This is a genomic window from Streptomyces marokkonensis (assembly GCF_039539045.1).
Lineage (GTDB): Bacteria > Actinomycetota > Actinomycetes > Streptomycetales > Streptomycetaceae > Streptomyces > Streptomyces marokkonensis.
This window is the reverse complement of record NZ_BAABCQ010000070.1, coordinates 1-16,847: the sequence shown is the minus strand read 5'-3', so window position 1 is coordinate 16,847 and position 16,847 is coordinate 1. Positions and strand designations below refer to the sequence as shown.

The 16,847-nt window shown below is 69.1% G+C and carries 13 protein-coding genes; all 13 read right to left on the bottom strand.

From position 1 onward, the window contains the following. Positions 1-48 precede the first annotated feature (48 nt). Entirely contained in the window at positions 49-1,707 is a 1,659-nt protein-coding gene (gene nuoN / locus ABEA26_RS18845; RefSeq protein WP_345593716.1) for an NADH-quinone oxidoreductase subunit NuoN, read from the bottom strand. Then, the gene (locus tag ABEA26_RS18840; RefSeq protein WP_345593715.1) at positions 1,704-3,275 is read right to left on the bottom strand and encodes an NADH-quinone oxidoreductase subunit M; all 1,572 of its coding nucleotides are present in this window, start codon (positions 3,273-3,275) and stop codon (positions 1,704-1,706) included. Before ABEA26_RS18840 ends, nuoN begins: the two co-directional genes overlap by 4 nt. A 5-nt stretch (positions 3,276-3,280) precedes the next feature. Next, the gene (nuoL, locus tag ABEA26_RS18835; protein ID WP_345593713.1) at positions 3,281-5,254 is read right to left on the bottom strand and encodes an NADH-quinone oxidoreductase subunit L; all 1,974 of its coding nucleotides are present in this window, start codon (positions 5,252-5,254) and stop codon (positions 3,281-3,283) included. A 15-nt stretch (positions 5,255-5,269) separates the two neighbouring features. Beyond that, positions 5,270-5,569 (bottom strand): NADH-quinone oxidoreductase subunit NuoK, encoded by a 300-nt coding sequence (gene nuoK / locus ABEA26_RS18830; RefSeq protein WP_004927567.1) that lies wholly within the window; start codon positions 5,567-5,569, stop codon positions 5,270-5,272. Further along, on the bottom strand, positions 5,566-6,423 hold the full coding sequence (locus tag ABEA26_RS18825) for an NADH-quinone oxidoreductase subunit J (protein ID WP_345593711.1): 858 nt from the start codon (positions 6,421-6,423) through the stop codon (positions 5,566-5,568). Before ABEA26_RS18825 ends, nuoK begins: the two co-directional genes overlap by 4 nt. Then, positions 6,420-7,061 (bottom strand): NADH-quinone oxidoreductase subunit NuoI, encoded by a 642-nt coding sequence (gene nuoI / locus ABEA26_RS18820; protein ID WP_345593709.1) that lies wholly within the window; start codon positions 7,059-7,061, stop codon positions 6,420-6,422. The genes ABEA26_RS18825 and nuoI overlap by 4 nt, the downstream gene beginning before the upstream one ends. After that, positions 7,054-8,430: an NADH-quinone oxidoreductase subunit NuoH gene (gene nuoH, locus ABEA26_RS18815; protein WP_345593708.1), complete on the bottom strand. Its 1,377-nt coding sequence runs from the start codon at positions 8,428-8,430 to the stop codon at positions 7,054-7,056. The genes nuoI and nuoH overlap by 8 nt, the downstream gene beginning before the upstream one ends. Continuing rightward, the gene (locus tag ABEA26_RS18810; RefSeq protein WP_345593707.1) at positions 8,427-10,958 is read right to left on the bottom strand and encodes an NADH-quinone oxidoreductase subunit G; all 2,532 of its coding nucleotides are present in this window, start codon (positions 10,956-10,958) and stop codon (positions 8,427-8,429) included. Before ABEA26_RS18810 ends, nuoH begins: the two co-directional genes overlap by 4 nt. A 1,330-nt stretch (positions 10,959-12,288) precedes the next feature. Further along, positions 12,289-13,161 carry an NADH-quinone oxidoreductase subunit NuoE gene (gene nuoE, locus ABEA26_RS18800; RefSeq protein WP_345593706.1) on the bottom strand — a complete coding sequence of 291 codons (873 nt, stop codon included), beginning with the start codon at positions 13,159-13,161 and terminating at the stop codon, positions 12,289-12,291. Then, entirely contained in the window at positions 13,158-14,492 is a 1,335-nt protein-coding gene (locus ABEA26_RS18795; RefSeq protein ID WP_345593705.1) for an NADH-quinone oxidoreductase subunit D, read from the bottom strand. The genes nuoE and ABEA26_RS18795 overlap by 4 nt, the downstream gene beginning before the upstream one ends. Further along, positions 14,489-15,244: an NADH-quinone oxidoreductase subunit C gene (locus ABEA26_RS18790; RefSeq protein WP_345593703.1), complete on the bottom strand. Its 756-nt coding sequence runs from the start codon at positions 15,242-15,244 to the stop codon at positions 14,489-14,491. The genes ABEA26_RS18795 and ABEA26_RS18790 overlap by 4 nt, the downstream gene beginning before the upstream one ends. Continuing rightward, on the bottom strand, positions 15,241-15,795 hold the full coding sequence (locus tag ABEA26_RS18785; protein WP_345593702.1) for a NuoB/complex I 20 kDa subunit family protein: 555 nt from the start codon (positions 15,793-15,795) through the stop codon (positions 15,241-15,243). The genes ABEA26_RS18790 and ABEA26_RS18785 overlap by 4 nt, the downstream gene beginning before the upstream one ends. A 12-nt stretch (positions 15,796-15,807) precedes the next feature. Next, the gene (locus ABEA26_RS18780; RefSeq protein ID WP_003974383.1) at positions 15,808-16,167 is read right to left on the bottom strand and encodes an NADH-quinone oxidoreductase subunit A; all 360 of its coding nucleotides are present in this window, start codon (positions 16,165-16,167) and stop codon (positions 15,808-15,810) included. Between the last annotated feature and the right edge of the window lie 680 nt (positions 16,168-16,847).

Below are 16,847 nucleotides of genomic sequence, written 5' to 3'. Positions count from 1 at the left end.
TCCCCCGAGAGGATGCCGGGCCGCTGCCACAGAGGCGCGAGCGCCGCGTCAGCGCACGAACACCCCCGCCTGTCCCGCCAGGTCCAGGAAGTACTGCGGTGCCACGCCGAGTACCACCGTGACCGCCACGCCGACGCCGATCGCCGTCATCGTCAGCGGGGACGGCACCGCGACGGTCGGGCCCTCCGGGCGCGGCTCGCTGAAGAACATCAGGACGATCACGCGGATGTAGAAGAAGGCCGCGATCGCCGACGAGATCACACCGATCACGACCAGCGGGGCCGCACCGCCCTCCGCCGCCGCCTTGAACACGGCGAACTTGCCGGTGAATCCGGAGGTCAGCGGGATGCCCGCGAAGGCCAGCAGGAACACCGCGAACACGGCCGCCACCAGCGGTGACCTGCGACCGAGCCCGGCCCACTTCGACAGGTGCGTCGCCTCACCGCCCGCGTCGCGCACCAGTGTCACCACCGCGAAGGCGCCGATCGTCACGAAGGAGTACGCGGCCAGGTAGAAGAGGACGGACGAGATGCCGTCCGGCGTGGTGGCGATGACACCGGCGAGGATGAAGCCCGCGTGCGCGATCGACGAGTACGCCAGCAGCCGCTTGATGTCGGTCTGCGTGATCGCGACGATCGCGCCGGCCAGCATGGTGACGATCGCCACGCCCCACATCACCGGCCGCCAGTCCCAGCGCAGGCCGGGCAGGACGACGTAGAGGATGCGGAGCAGGGCGCCGAAGGCCGCGACCTTGGTCGCCGCCGCCATGAACCCGGTCACCGGTGTCGGCGCGCCCTGGTACACGTCCGGCGTCCACATGTGGAACGGCACGGCGCCCACCTTGAACAGCAGGCCCATGACGATCAGCGCGGAGCCGACGAGCAGCAGCGCGTCGTTGCCCATGGTGTCGGCGAGCGCCGGGGTGACGTTCTGCACGGTGCCGTCGACGACCTGCGCGATCGTGCCGTACGACATCGAGCCCGCGTAGCCGTAGAGCAGGGCGATGCCGAACAGGGTGAACGCGGAGGCGAACGCGCCGAGGAGGAAGTACTTGACCGCCGCCTCCTGCGACATCAGCCGCTTGCGGCGGGCCAGCGCGCACAGCAGGTAGAGGGGAAGGGAGAAGACCTCCAGGGCCACGAAGAGCGTCAGCAGGTCGTTGGCCGCCGGGAAGACCAGCATGCCGGTGACGGCGAAGAGGAGGAGCGGGAAGACCTCCGTTGTGGTGAACCCGGCCTTCACCGCCTTCTGCTCGCTCTCGCTGCCCGGTACGGACGAGGCCTGCGCGGCGAAGGAGTCCACGCGGTTGCCGTGCGCCTCCGGGTCGAGGCGCCGTTCGGCGAACGTGAACAGGCCGACCAGGCTCGCCAGCAGGATGGTGCCCTGGAGGAAGAGGGCCGGTCCGTCGACGGCGATGGCACCCATCGCCGCGATGCCCGCCTTGGTCGTGCCGTACCCGCCCGCCGCGAGCGCCACGACCGCTGCGAAGGCGGCGACGAGCGCGACGACGGACAAGAACATCTGCACGTGGTAGCGGGCTCTGCGCGGCACGAAGGCCTCGGCCAGGATGCCGAGGACCGCCGCGCCGAGGACGATGAGGACAGGCGAAAGCTGCCCGTACTCGATCTTCGGCGCGTCGATCTTCGAGATCGGGTCGGCCGCCGTCGCCGCCGTTGTCCACAGGCTGTGGACGGCTGTTGCGCTCACTTGGCGGCCTCCACGTCGGGCTCGGGGTCCTTCTTCTGTACGTCGGACATGGTCTGCTCCACCGCGGGGTTGACGATGTCCGTGAGGGGCTTCGGGTAGACGCCCAGGAGGATCAGCAGCGCCACCAGCGGCGCCACGACCACCAGCTCACGCACCCGCAGGTCGGGCATCGCGGACACCTCCGGCTTCACCGGGCCCGTCATCGTCCGCTGGTACAGGACGAGGGTGTAGAGCGCGGCGAGGACGATGCCGAAGGTGGCGATGATGCCGATCACCGGGTAGCGCGTGAAGGTGCCGACCAGGACCAGGAACTCACTGACGAAGGGCGCGAGGCCCGGCAGGGAGAGGGTCGCCAGGCCGCCGATCAGGAAGGTGCCGGCGAGCACCGGGGCGACCTTCTGCACTCCGCCGTAGTCGGCGATGAGCCGCGACCCGCGCCGCGAGATCAGGAATCCGGCGATCAGCATCAGGACGGCGGTCGAGATCCCGTGGTTGACCATGTACAGCGTGGCGCCGGACTGGCCCTGGCTGGTCATCGCGAAGATGCCCATGACGATGAAGCCGAAGTGGGAGATCGACGCGTAGGCGATCAGCCGCTTGATGTCACGCTGGCCGACCGCGAGCAGCGCCCCGTAGATGATGCTGATGACCGCCAGGACGAGGACGACCGGCGTCGCCCACTTGCTCGCTTCCGGGAACAGGCCGAGGCAGAAGCGGAGCATCGCGAAGGTGCCGACCTTGTCGACGACCGCCGTGATGAGCACCGCGGTCGGGGCGGTGGACTCCTGCATGGCGTTGGGCAGCCAGGTGTGCAGCGGCCACAGCGGCGCCTTCACCGCGAAGGCGACGAAGAAGCCGAGGAACAGCCAGCGTTCCGTGCTGGTCGCCATGTCGAGCTCGCCGCTCGCCCGGGCCTCGGCGATCTCGGGGAGCGAGAAGTTCCCGGCGACCACGTAGAGCCCGATCACCGCGGCCAGCATGATCAGGCCGCCGGCCAGGTTGTAGAGGAGGAACTTCACGGCGGCGTACGAGCGCTGCGTGGCCCCCGCCTTCTCGCCGTGCTGGTGGGCCCGGTCCCCGAAGCCGCCGATCAGGAAGTACAGCGGGATCAGCATGGCTTCGAAGAAGATGTAGAAGAGGAAGACGTCGGTGGCCTCGAAGGAGATGATCACCATCGCCTCGACGGCCAGGATCAGGGCGAAGAAGCCCTGCGTCGGCCGCCACCGGCTGCTGCCGGTCTCCACCGGGTCGGCGTCGTGCCAGCCCGCGAGGATGATGAAGGGGATCAGCAGGGCGGTCAGCGCGATCAGCGCCACCGCGATGCCGTCCACGCCCAGCTCGTACCGGACACCGAACTCCGCGATCCAGGAGTGGGACTCGGTGAGCTGGTAGCGGTCGCCGTCGGGGGCGAAGCGGATCAGGACCGTGACCGCCAGCGCGAGCGTGGCCAGGGAGACCAGCAGCGCCAGCCACTTGGCCGCGGTGCGTTTCGCGGCCGGCACGGCTGCCGTGGCGATCGCCCCGACGGCCGGCAGCGCCGCCGTGACTGTCAGCAGGGGAAAGGACATCGGTATCAGACCGCCCTCATCAGCAGGGTCGCGGCGACGAGGACCGCCGCACCGCCGAACATCGAGACCGCGTACGAGCGCGCGAAGCCGTTCTGCAGCTTGCGCATCCGCCCGGACAGGCCGCCGACCGAGGCCGCCGTGCCGTTGACGACCCCGTCGACCAGGGTGTGGTCGACGTAGACCAGGGAGCGCGTCAGGTGCTCGCCGCCGCGGACCAGGACGACGTGGTTGAAGTCGTCCTGGAGCAGGTCGCGCCGGGCGGCCCGGGTGAGCAGCGAGCCGCGCGGGGCGACGGCCGGCACAGGACGGCGGCCGTACTGGCCCCAGGCGACGGCCACGCCGATCACCATGACGGCGACCGTGGAGAGGGTGACCGTCAGGGCGCTGATCGGCGCGTGGCCGTGGTCGTGTCCGGTGACGGGCTCCAGCCAGTGCAGGAAGCGGTCGCCGACGCCGAAGAAGGCGCCCGCGAACACCGAGCCGAAGGCGAGCACGATCATCGGGATCGTCATCAGCCCCGGCGACTCGTGCGGGTGCGGCGGAGCGTATGCGCCGCGTGTCTCGGCCGCGGGTTCCACGTCGGGCTTCGCGGGCGACGGCGTCGGGGCGTTGCGCCAGCGCTCCTCGCCGAAGAACGTCATCAGCATCACGCGCGTCATGTAGTACGCCGTGAGGGCCGCGCCCAGCAGGGCACAGGCGCCGAGGATCCAGCCCTCGGTGCCGCCCTTGGCGAACGCCGCCTCGATGATCTTGTCCTTGGAGAAGAAGCCGGACAGACCCGGGAAGCCGATGATCGCGAGATAGCCGAGACCGAAGGTGACGAACGTGACCGGCATGTACTTGCGCAGTCCGCCGTAGCGGCGCATGTCGACCTCGTCGTTCATGCCGTGCATGACCGAACCGGCGCCGAGGAACAGCCCGGCCTTGAAGAAGCCGTGCGTCACCAGGTGCATGATCGCGAAGACGTAGCCGATGGGGCCGAGTCCGGCGGCCAGCACCATGTAGCCGATCTGCGACATGGTCGAGCCGGCCAGTGCCTTCTTGATGTCGTCCTTGGCGCAACCGACGATCGCACCGAACAGCAGCGTGACCGCGCCGACGATGGTGACCACCAGCTGCGCGTCGGGCGCGCCGTTGAAGATGGCGCCGGAGCGGACGATCAGGTACACGCCCGCCGTCACCATGGTCGCGGCGTGGATGAGGGCGGAGACCGGGGTCGGGCCCTCCATCGCGTCCCCGAGCCAGGACTGCAGCGGTACCTGGGCGGACTTGCCGCAGGCGGCGAGCAGCAGCATCAGCGCGATCGCGGTGAGCTTGCCCTCGTCGGCCGATCCGGCGAGTCCGGCCTCCCCGTGGCCGCCGAGCACCGGCCCGAAGGCGAAGGTGCCGAACCACAGGAACATCAGCATGATCGCGATGGACAGGCCCATGTCGCCGACGCGGTTGACCAGGAAGGCCTTCTTCGCGGCGGTGGCGGCGCTGGGCTTGTGCTGCCAGAAGCCGATCAGCAGGTAGGAGGCGAGACCGACGCCCTCCCAGCCGACGTACAGCAGCAGGTAGTTGTCTGCGAGGACGAGCAGCAGCATCGCCGCGAGGAACAGGTTCAGGTAGCCGAAGAAGCGGCGGCGTCGCTCGTCGTGCTCCATGTACGCGATCGAGTACAGGTGGATGAGCGAGCCGACGCCGGTGATCAGCAGGACGAACGTCATCGACAGCTGGTCGAGCCTGAAGGCGACGTCGGCCTGGAATCCCTCCACCGGGATCCAGCTGAACAGGTGCTGCGTCAGGGTGCGGTCCTCGGCGCCGCTGCCGAGCATGTCGGTGAAGAGGACGGCACCGATCACGAAGGACACGACGGCCAGCAGTGTGCCGATCCAGTGGCCGACGGCGTCCAGCCGTCGACCGCCGCACAGCAGGACCGCCGCTCCGAGCAAGGGCGCCGCCACCAGCAGCGCAATGAGATTCTCTGCGTTAGTCACGGTTCTAGCGACCCCTCACAGCTTCATCAGGCTGGCGTCGTCGACCGAGGCCGAGTGGCGGGAACGGAACAGGGACACGATGATCGCGAGCCCGACCACGACCTCCGCGGCGGCGACGACCATCGTGAAGAAGGCGATGATCTGGCCGTCGAGATTGCCGTGCATCCGGGAGAAGGCGACGAACGCGAGGTTGCAGGCGTTGAGCATGAGCTCGACGCACATGAAGACCACGATCGCGTTCCGCCTGATCAGCACACCGGTGGCGCCGATCGTGAACAACAGGGCTGCGAGGTAGAGGTAGTTGACGGGGTTCACTTCGACGCCTCCTCGGACCGCCCGGAGTCGGCCGGATCGTCCGCCTTGCGCTCCAGACGCTCCTCGGACCGCTGCTCCAGCGCCTTCAGATCGCCCAGCGCCTCCATCGAGACGTCACGGATCTGGCCCCGCTCGCGCAGCGTCCTGCTGACGGTGAGCTCGGACGGGGTGCCGTCGGGCAGCAGGCCCGCGATGTCGACCGCGTTGTGCCGGGCGTACACGCCGGGTGCGGGCAGCGGCGGCAGGTGCTTGCCCTCGCGGACGCGCAGCTCGGCCAGCTCGCGCTGGGTCGCCGCCCGTTCGGTCCGCTCGCGGTGGGTGAGCACCATGGCGCCGACGGCGGCCGTGATGAGCAGGGCGCCGGTGATCTCGAAGGCGAAGACGTACTTGGTGAAGATGAGGGAGGCCAGGCCCTCCACGTTGCCGTTCGCGTTCGCCTGGGCGAGGCCGCTGAACTCGGTGACGGACGCGTTGCCGATGCCGGCGATCAGCAGGATGCCGAAGCCGAGCCCGGACAGCAGCGCCAGCCAGCGCTGGCCTTTGATGGTCTCCTTGAGGGAGTCCGCCGCGGTGACACCGACGAGCATCACCACGAACAGGAACAGCATCATGATCGCGCCGGTGTAGACGATGATCTGCACCACACCGAGGAAGTACGCGCCGTTGGCGAGGTAGAACACCGCCAGGATGATCATGGTCCCGGCGAGGCAGAGCGCGCTGTGCACGGCCCTCTTCATGAAGACGGTGCACAGGGCGCCGATCACCGCGACCGTGCCGAGGATCCAGAACTGGACGGCCTCTCCGGTGGAGGTGCCGGCGGAGAGAGTCGCCGCGACGGCGAGTTGCCCGGTCATCGGCGGATCACCTCCTCGGACGCCGGTTCGGTCCCGCCGAACGTCGAGTCGCCCTCCTGAACGACCTCGCCCTCGGAGTGGGCGACCTGCTGGACCGTGCCGGGCGCCGCCTCCGTGACCAGCCCCCGGTAGTAGTCCTGCTCGTCCGTCCCGGGATAAATGGAGTGGGGCGAGTCGACCATGCCCTCCTCCAGACCGGCGAGCAGCTGCTCCTTGGTGAAGATGAGGTTGGCGCGGCTGGAGTCGGCCAGCTCGAACTCGTTGGTCATCGTCAGCGCGCGCGTGGGACACGCCTCGATGCACAGGCCGCACAGGATGCAGCGGGCGTAGTTGATCTGGTAGACGCGGCCGTACCGCTCGCCCGGCGAATAGCGCTCCTCGTCGGTGTTGTCCGCGCCCTCCACGTAGATGGCGTCGGCCGGGCACGCCCAGGCACACAGCTCGCAGCCGACGCACTTCTCCAGGCCGTCCGGATGGCGGTTGAGCTGGTGCCGTCCGTGGAAGCGCGGTGCGGTGGTCTTCTGCTGCTCCGGATACTGCTCGGTCAGCCGCTTCTTGAACATGGCCTTGAAGGTCACGCCGAAGCCGGCCACGGGGTTCATGAAACCGGGGTCGGTCTCCTTGGGTTCCTCAGCCATCGGACGCCTCCTTTCCATCCGTAGATCCGCCCGGAGATTCGTCACTCCGAGTATCGGGTCCACCACTGACAATCAGCTCCCGCTCCCGGCGCGGACGGCGCCTGGGCACCGGCGGCAACTCCTGTCCGGGCATCGGCGGTACGGGGAACCCGCCGGCCATCGGGTCGAAGGCGGCCGGTTCCTCGGCGGGCGGCTCGGCCTGTTTCCCCTTCCCGCGGTACATGTCCACGACGAAGGACAGCACCAGCAGGGCCAGGACGCCGGCGGCGATGTAGAGGGCGATGTCGGTGAAGTCGTAGCCCTCGTTCCTGAGGGCCCGCACGGTCGCGACCATCATCAGCCAGACCAGGGAGACCGGGATGAGGACCTTCCAGCCGAGCTTCATCAGCTGGTCGTAGCGGACCCGGGGGAGGGTGCCGCGCAGCCAGATGAAGAAGAACAGCAGCAACTGGACCTTGATCACGAACCAGAGCAGCGGCCACCAGCCGTGGTTGGCGCCCTCCCAGAAGGTGCTGATGGGCCAGGGGGCCCGCCAGCCGCCGAGGAAGAGGGTGGTGGCGACCGCCGAGACGGTCACCATGTTCACGTACTCGGCGAGCATGAACATCGCGAACTTGATCGACGAGTACTCGGTGTTGAAGCCGCCCACCAGGTCGCCCTCGGACTCGGGCATGTCGAAGGGGGCGCGGTTGGTCTCGCCGACCATCGTGACGATGTAGATGATGAAGGAGACCGGCAGCAGCACGATGTACCAGCGGTCGTTCTGCTGGGCGACGATCTCCGAGGTCGACATCGACCCCGAGTAGAGGAAGACCGAGGCGAACGCGGCACCCATCGCGATCTCGTAGGAGATCATCTGGGCGCACGACCGCAGCCCGCCGAGCAGCGGGTACGTGGAGCCTGAGCTCCAGCCCGCGAGCACCATGCCGTAGATGCCGATCGAGGCGACCGCGAGGATGTACAGCAACGCGATCGGCAGGTCGGTGAGCTGCATCGTGGTGCGGTGCCCGAAGATCGAGATCTCGTTGCCGGCCGGCCCGAAGGGGATCACCGCGACCGCCATGAAGGCCGGGACGGCCGCGACGATCGGCGCGAGGACGTACACCACTTTGTCGGCGCGCTTGACGACGAGGTCTTCCTTGAGCATCAGCTTGATGCCGTCGGCGAGCGACTGGAGCAGGCCCCAGGGACCGTGCCGGTTCGGGCCGACGCGCAGTTGCATCCAGGCGACGACCTTGCGCTCCCACACGATGGCGAAGAGCACGGTCACCATCAGGAAGGCGAAGCAGAAGACCGCCTTGATGACGACCAGCCACCAGGGGTCGGTGCCGAACATCGAGAGGTCTTCAGCGGCGAGGTACGGGCTCATGCCTCCACCTCCTTGGGGGCCACGCCCGCGAGCGTCGCCGGACCGATGCGGACGAGGGTTCCGGGCAGCACCCCGGCGTCGGAGGCGACGCCGGTGCCGGCCGAGTTCAGCGGGAGCCAGACCACCCGGTCGGGCATCTCGGTGATCTCCAGCGGGAGTTCGACGGTTCCGGCGGGGCCGGTGACGGCCAGGAGGTCCCCGTCCTTGACGCCCGCCTCGGCGGCCGTGGCGGCCGACACGCGCGCGCGTGCGGCGTGCCGGGTGCCGGCGAGTGCCTCGTCGCCCTGCTGGAGCAGGCCCCGGTCGAGCAGCAGCCGGTGCCCGGCCAATACGGCCTCTCCGGCGGCCGGCCTCGGCAGCGCGCTCGCGGTCCCCAGGGGTTCGCCGGCCCGCGGCCCGTCCCAGGTGCCGAGCCGGTCGATCTCCGCGCGCGTGGTGCGCAGATCCGGCAGGCCCAGGTGTACGTCCATGGCGTCGGCCAGCATCTGGAGCACACGGGCGTCGGCGGGCGCGAGGGGTCGGGTCATCTGGTCGGGCTTGAGCGCGGCCTCGAAGGACCGCACCCGGCCCTCCCAGTTCAGGAAGGTTCCCGCCTTCTCCGCGACCGCGGCGACGGGCAGGACGACGTCGGCGAGTTCGGTGGCCTCGCTGGGCCGCAGCTCCAGCGACACCACGAAGCCGGCCTCGGCGAGCGCCGCACGCGCGCGTGCCGGGTCGGGCAGGTCGGCGACCTCGACGCCCGCCACCAGCAGTGCCTGGAGCTCTCCGCGGGCGGCGGCCTCGACGATCTCGCCGGTGTCGCGGCCGTAGCGGTGCGGCAGGTCGGCCAGGCCCCAGACGGCGGCGACCTCCTCACGCGCGCGCGGGTCGGTCGCCGGGCGTCCGCCCGGCAGCAGCGACGGCAGGGCACCCGCCTCGATCGCGCCGCGCTCCCCGGCCCGGCGCGGGATCCACACCAGCCGGGCGCCGGTCGCGGCAGCGGTCCGCACGGCGGAGGTGAGGCCGCCGGCCACGGCCGCCAGCCGCTCACCGACGACGATCACGGCTCCCTCTGCGCGCAGTGCCTCCGCGGCCCGGGTGCCACCGGTCTCCATGACGGCGCCGCTCGCGAGGGCGTCCAGCCACTCGGTCTCGGTTCCCGGAGCGGCGGGCAGCAGGGTGCCGCCGGCCTTCTCCAAGCCCCGTGTGGCGTGCGTGGCCAGGGAGAAGACCTTCTGCCCGTGCCTGCGCCAGGCCTTGCGCAGCCGCAGGAAGACGCCGGGCGCCTCCTCCTCGGCCTCGAACCCGACCAGCAGGACGGCGGGCGCCTTCTCCAGCGCCGTGTACGTGACTCCCGTGGTCCCCCCGGGCTCCGTCCGGGAGCCGCCCCCGAGATCGTGGCCGCGTCCGGCGATCCGGGAGGCCAGGAAGTCGGCCTCCTCGGCGCTGTGCACGCGCGCGCGGAAGTCGATGTCGTTGGTGTCGAGCGCCACGCGCGCGAACTTGCTGTACGCGTAGGCGTCCTCGACGGTGAGCCGCCCGCCGGTCAGGACACCGGTGCGGCCCCGCGAGGCGAGCAGTCCCTGCGCGGCGATCTGCAGTGCCTCCGGCCAGGAGGCCGGCTCCAGGTCGCCCTCGGCGTTGCGCACCAGGGGCGTCGTCAGCCGGTCCCGCTGCTGCGCGTACCGGAATCCGAAGCGCCCCTTGTCGCAGATCCACTCCTCGTTGACCTGCGGATCGTCGGCCGCGAGGCGCCGCATGACCTTGCCGCGCCGGTGGTCGGTGCGGGTCGCGCAGCCGCCGGCGCAGTGCTCGCAGACGGACGGCGAGGAGATCAGGTCGAAGGGGCGGGAGCGGAACCGGTACGCCGCCGAGGTGAGCGCGCCGACCGGGCAGATCTGGATGGTGTTGCCGGAGAAGTACGACTCGAAGGGGTCGCCCTCGCCGGTGCCGACCTGCTGGAGCGCGCCCCGCTCGATCAGCTCGATCATCGGGTCGCCCGCGACCTGGTTGGAGAACCGGGTGCAGCGGGCGCACAGCACGCACCGCTCGCGGTCGAGCAGCACCTGCGTGGAGATCGGCACGGGCTTCTCGTAGGTCCGCTTCTTCCCCTCGAAGCGGGAGTCGGCCTGGCCGTGCGACATGGCCTGGTTCTGCAGCGGGCACTCGCCGCCCTTGTCGCAGACCGGGCAGTCCAGCGGGTGGTTGATGAGCAGCAGCTCCATCACACCGTGCTGGGCCTTCTCGGCGACGGGCGAGGTGAGGTGGGTCTTCACCACCATTCCGTCGGTGCAGGTGATGGTGCAGGACGCCATGGGCTTGCGCTGGCCCTCGACCTCGACGATGCACTGGCGGCAGGCGCCGGCCGGGTCGAGGAGGGGGTGGTCGCAGAACCGGGGGATCTCGATGCCGAGCTGTTCGGCGGCCCGGATGACCAGGGTGCCCTTGGGCACGCTGATCCCGACGCCGTCGATGGTCAGCGCTACGAGGTCCTCCGGCGGGACCGCCGCCTCTCCCCCTCCCGAGGGAGCATTGGTGGTCACGGTCATGCCTTCACCTCCGTGCGGTCGGCCCAGGCCGTCGACTTGGCCGGGTCGAAGGGGCAGCCTCGGCCCGTGATGTGCTGCTCGTACTCCTCGCGGAAGTACTTGAGCGAGGAGAAGATCGGCGAGGCGGCACCGTCGCCGAGGGCGCAGAAGGACTTGCCGTTGATGTTGTCGGCGATGTCGTTGAGCTTGTCGAGGTCGGACATCCGTCCCTTGCCGGCCTCGATGTCGCGCAGCAACTGGACGAGCCAGTACGTTCCCTCGCGGCACGGTGTGCACTTGCCGCAGGACTCGTGGGCGTAGAACTCGGTCCAGCGCGTGACGGCTCGCACGACGCAGGTCGTCTCGTCGAAGCACTGGAGTGCCTTCGTGCCGAGCATGGACCCGGCGGCGCCCACCCCTTCGTAGTCGAGGGGGACGTCGAGGTGCTCCTCGGTGAACATCGGCGTCGAGGAGCCGCCCGGTGTCCAGAACTTCAGCCGGTGACCGGGGCGCATGCCGCCGCTCATGTCGAGGAGCTGGCGCAGCGTGATGCCGAGCGGGGCCTCGTACTGGCCGGGGCCGGCGACGTGGCCGCTGAGCGAGTAGAGCGTGAAGCCCGGGGACTTCTCGCTTCCCATCGACCTGAACCAGTCCTTGCCCTTGTTCAGGATCGCGGGAACCGATGCGATCGACTCGACGTTGTTCACCACAGTCGGGCACGCGTAGAGGCCCGCGACGGCGGGGAAGGGGGGACGGAGCCGCGGTTGGCCCCGGCGGCCTTCGAGCGAGTCGAGCAGCGCGGTCTCCTCACCGCAGATGTACGCGCCCGCGCCCGCGTGCACGGTGAGTGTGAGGTCGAGTCCGCTGCCCAGGATGTTCTCGCCGAGGAAGCCGGCCGCACAGGCCTCGCGCACGGCCTCGTGCAGCCGCCGCAGTACTGGGACGACTTCACCACGCAGGTAGATGAAGGCATGCGAGGACCTGATGGCGTAGCACGCGATGACGATGCCCTCGATGAGGCTGTGCGGGTTCGCGAAGAGGAGCGGGATGTCCTTGCAGGTCCCCGGCTCCGACTCGTCGGCGTTGACAACAAGATAGTGAGGCTTGCCGTCCCCCTGTGGAATGAACTGCCACTTCATCCCCGTCGGGAAGCCGGCGCCGCCGCGTCCGCGCAGACCGGAGTCCTTGACGTACGCGATCAGGTCGTCCGGCGACATCGCCAGCGCCTTGCAAGTCGGAGGCCAAGCGGTCTTAGGAAGACAATTCACGTAAGCAACTCCTTGGCTCACAGAACGACATGGCTACGATCCGACTTCCGGGCTGGTGCCCTTGATCTCGGCTGCCACGGTCATCACTCCCCCTCCTCGGCGGTGGGCCCTGCCGGGTTGGAAGGGTCGGATGCCGATGTGTCCTGCGGCGCGTCGTGCGAGCTCAGGTGTTCCGTCGGGGACGGGTCGTGCACGGCCCGGTCCTGCGGCACGTCGTGCGGTCCGCCGTCCCGCGGGTGCACCACGCGCGCGGCGGACGCCTCGCCCTTGGCCAGCTTCAGCCCGGCCAGGGAGGCGGGACCCGCGCTGCCGCCGGCCGCGACGGCGCCGTCCCGCTCGTCGGGGAAGCCCGCCAGGATCCGGGCGGTCTCCTTGAAGGTGCAGATCGGCGCACCGCGCGTGGGCGTCACCGGCCGTCCCGCGCGCAGGTCGTCGACGAGGCTTTTGACGCTCGCCGGGGTCTGGTTGTCGAAGAACTCCCAGTTGACCATCACGACCGGCGCGAAGTCGCAGGCCGCGTTGCACTCGATGTGCTCCAGGGTGACCTTGCCGTCCTCGGTGGTCTCGCCGTTGCCGACGCCCAGGTGCTCCTGGAGGGACTCGAAGATCGCGTCGCCGCCCATGACCGCGCACAGTGTGTTGGTGCAGACGCCGACCTGGTAGTCGCCGCTCGGCCTGCGCCGGTACATGGTGTAGAAGGTGGCGACCGCGGTGACCTCGGCCGTGGTGAGGTCCAGCATGTCCGCGCAGAACCGCATCCCGGTGCGCGTGACGTGCCCCTCCTCGGACTGCACCAGGTGCAGCAGGGGCAGGAGGGCGGACCGGGAGTCCGGGTAGCGGGCGATGACCTCGCGCGCGTCGGTCTCCAGCCGGGCCCGGACGTCGTCCGGGTAGGCGGGCGCGGGCAGTTCCGGCATGCCCAGGCTGACGCCCCGCTCCGAAGAAGAGGTGGTCACCGGTCGACGCCTCCCATCACGGGGTCGATGGACGCCACCGCGACGATGACGTCGGCGACCTGGCCGCCCTCGCACATCGCCGCCATGGCCTGAAGGTTGGTGAATGACGGGTCGCGGAAGTGGACCCGGAAGGGGCGGGTGCCGCCGTCGGAGACGACGTGCACGCCGAGTTCGCCCTTGGGTGACTCGACCGCCGTGTAGGTCTGGCCCGGTGGCACGCGGAAGCCCTCGGTGACCAGCTTGAAGTGGTGGATCAGGGCCTCCATGGAGGTGCCCATGATCTTCTTGATGTGGTCGAGGGAGTTGCCCAGTCCGTCCGGTCCCAGGGCGAGCTGGGCGGGCCAGGCGATCTTCTTGTCGGCGACCATGACCGGGCCGGGCTGGAGCCGGTCCAGGCACTGCTCGACGATCCGGAGCGACTGGCGCATCTCCTCCAGCCGGATCAGGAAGCGGCCGTAGGAGTCGCAGGTGTCGGCGGTCGGGACGTCGAAGTCGTACGTCTCGTAGCCGCAGTACGGCTGCGTCTTGCGCAGGTCGTGCGGCAGGCCGGTCGACCTCAGGACCGGGCCGGTGGCGCCGAGGGCCATGCAGCCGGCCAGGTCGAGGTGGCCGACGTCCTGCATGCGGGCCTTGAAGATGGGGTTCCCGGTGAAGAGCTTGTCGTACTCCGGGAGGTTCTTCCTCAGCTTCTTGACGAGCTCGCGGATCTGGTCCACCGCGCCGGGCGGCAGGTCCTGGGCGAGTCCGCCCGGGCGGATGTACGCGTGGTTCATCCGCAGGCCGGTGATGAGTTCGTAGATGTCGAGAATGAGTTCACGATCCCGGAAGCCGTAGATCATGACCGTGGTGGCGCCGAGCTCCATGCCGCCGGTGGCGACGCACACCAGGTGGGAGGAGAGCCGGTTCAGCTCCATCAGGAGGACTCGGACGACCGTGGCCCGGTCGGGGATCTCGTCCTCGATGCCGAGGAGCTTCTCGACGCCCAGGCAGTACGCCGTCTCGTTGAAGAACGACGTCAGGTAGTCCATGCGCGTCACGAACGTGGTGCCCTGCGTCCAGGTCCGGTACTCGAGGTTCTTCTCGATGCCGGTGTGCAGGTAGCCGATGCCGCAGCGGGCCTCGGTGACGGTCTCGCCGTCGATCTCCAGGATGAGGCGGAGCACGCCGTGGGTGGAGGGGTGCTGCGGGCCCATGTTGACGACGATGCGCTCGTCGTCGGTGCGGGCGGCGGCCTGGACGACCTCGTCCCAGTCGCCGCCGGTGACCGTGTAGACGGTCCCCTCGGTGGTCTCGCGCGCCGAAGCCGCGGACGTGGAGTGTGTGCTGCTCACGAGTACGACCTCCGCTGGTCCGGAGCCGGGATCTGGGCACCCTTGTACTCGACGGGGATGCCGCCGAGGGCGTAGTCCTTGCGCTGCGGGTGGCCCTGCCAGTCGTCCGGCATCATGATCCGCGTCAGGGCCGGGTGACCGTCGAAGACGATGCCGAAGAAGTCGTACGTCTCGCGCTCGTGCCAGTCGTTCGTCGGGTAGACGGGGACCAGCGACGGGATGTGCGCGTCGTCGTCCGGCGCGCTGACTTCGAGTCGGACCAGCCGGTTGTGGGTGATCGAGCGCAGGTGGTAGACGGCGTGCAGCTCGCGGCCCTTGTCGTGCGGGTAGTGGACGCCGCTGACGCCGGTGCAGAGTTCGAAGCGCAGGGCCGGGTCGTCGCGCATGGTGCGGGCGACGCGGACCAGGTGCTCGCGCTCGATGTGGAAGGTCAGCTCGTCACGGTCGACGACCGTCCTCTCGATGGCGTTCTCGGGCAGGAGGCCCTGTTCCTCCAGCGCGCCCTCGAGTTCGTCGGCGACCTCGTCGAACCAACCGCCGTAGGGCCTGCTCGCCGGGCCGGGCAGCCGCACGGAGCGGACCAGGCCTCCGTACCCGGAGGTGTCGCCGCCGTTGTTGGCGCCGAACATGCCGCGCTGGACGCGGATCTCCTCGCCGCCCTGACCGCGCTGGCCGGGGAGGTTCTCCGCGGAGAGGTCCTTCTCCGGGTTCGCCCCGTTCGCGTCACCTGCCGTGCCGTTCGCGTCACTCACCGCAGCAGCCCCTTCATCTCGATGGTGGGCAGGGCCTTGAGCGCCGCTTCCTCCGCCTCGCGGGCCGCTTCCTCCGCGTTCACTCCGAGCTTGGAGTTCTGGATCTTCTGGTGGAGCTTGAGGATGGCGTCCATCAGCATCTCGGGCCGCGGCGGGCAGCCGGGGAGATAGATGTCGACCGGGACGATGTGGTCGACGCCCTGGACGATCGCGTAGTTGTTGAACATGCCGCCCGAGGAGGCGCAGACCCCCATGGAGATCACCCACTTCGGGTTCGGCATCTGGTCGTAGACCTGCCGCAGCACCGGCGCCATCTTCTGGCTGACCCGGCCCGCGACGATCATCAGGTCCGCCTGCCTCGGCGATCCGCGGAAGACCTCCATGCCGAAGCGCGCCAGGTCGTAGCGGCCGGCGCCGGTGGTCATCATCTCGATGGCACAGCAGGCGAGGCCGAACGTGGCCGGGAAGACGGACGACTTGCGCACCCAGCCCGCGGCCTGCTCGACGGTGGTCAGCAGGAAGCCGCTCGGCAGTTTTTCTTCGAGTCCCATGTCAAAGGCCCCTCAGTCCCATTCCAGGCCGCCGCGCCGCCATACGTACGCGTACGCGACGAAGACGGTGAGCACGAAGAGCAGCATCTCCACGAGCCCGAAAATCCCCAGGGCGTCGAAGGTGACGGCCCAGGGGTAGAGGAAGACGATCTCGATATCGAAGATGATGAAGAGCATCGCCGTCAGGTAGTACTTGATGGGGAAGCGCCCGCCGCCGGCCGGCGTGGGGGTCGGCTCGATGCCGCACTCGTAGGCCTCGAGCTTCGCCCGGTTGTACCGCTTCGGACCGATCAGCGTGGCCATGACCACGGAGAAGATCGCAAAGCCTGCCCCGAGGGCTCCCAGTACGAGGATGGGCGCATACGCGTTCACCGCTCCTCGCTCCTCTCAGTCGGCACTGACTGCTGGCGTTTGCAGCGGACTCACAGCCGCCCCAACAGCCCCACGAACCCCGCTCGTCCCGGCGAAGATCGCGAACATGTGAAGCAGGTCACAAGCCCAACTGCCTCGCATCCTATGCCCGCCACTCTGTGATCTGCGACACGGGGTATCGCACAAGCTTTGTGATCTCCACCACCTGACGAACGATCATGAAGTCGGATGAGCAGTGATCTTCACACAGGAAGCGTTCAGGTGATCACCAGAGGTGACATTTTCACTCGTCACCGCTGGCCAGAGGGTGGAATGAGCAGGCGTCTCAATATCAAGATGCTTCCCATGCATGCAAATTGGCGCCGGACTCGTCGGCTTGATAGAGGGCGCGTTCACGCCCGGGAGCGAAGGGTCGGACACGGCGTGGACACGTGCACGCGTTCACGAGCGCGGCGGACCCGGTCGCGCGTCACGGACGCGACCGACGAGGCAGGCGTTCCGTGACCTGCGCCACATTCATGAGAGAGGCCTGAGAACCGGGCTTGGCCAACTGTCCCAACAAGTGGTAAGCGCGGGGCAATTCGGGCGTAACGATCAAAGTCCGTGATCACAGCCTGGTTACGGGCCGCCCACAATGTCCGTTAGGGCGTCAATAAGAGACGACACGCCCGGGATTCGGG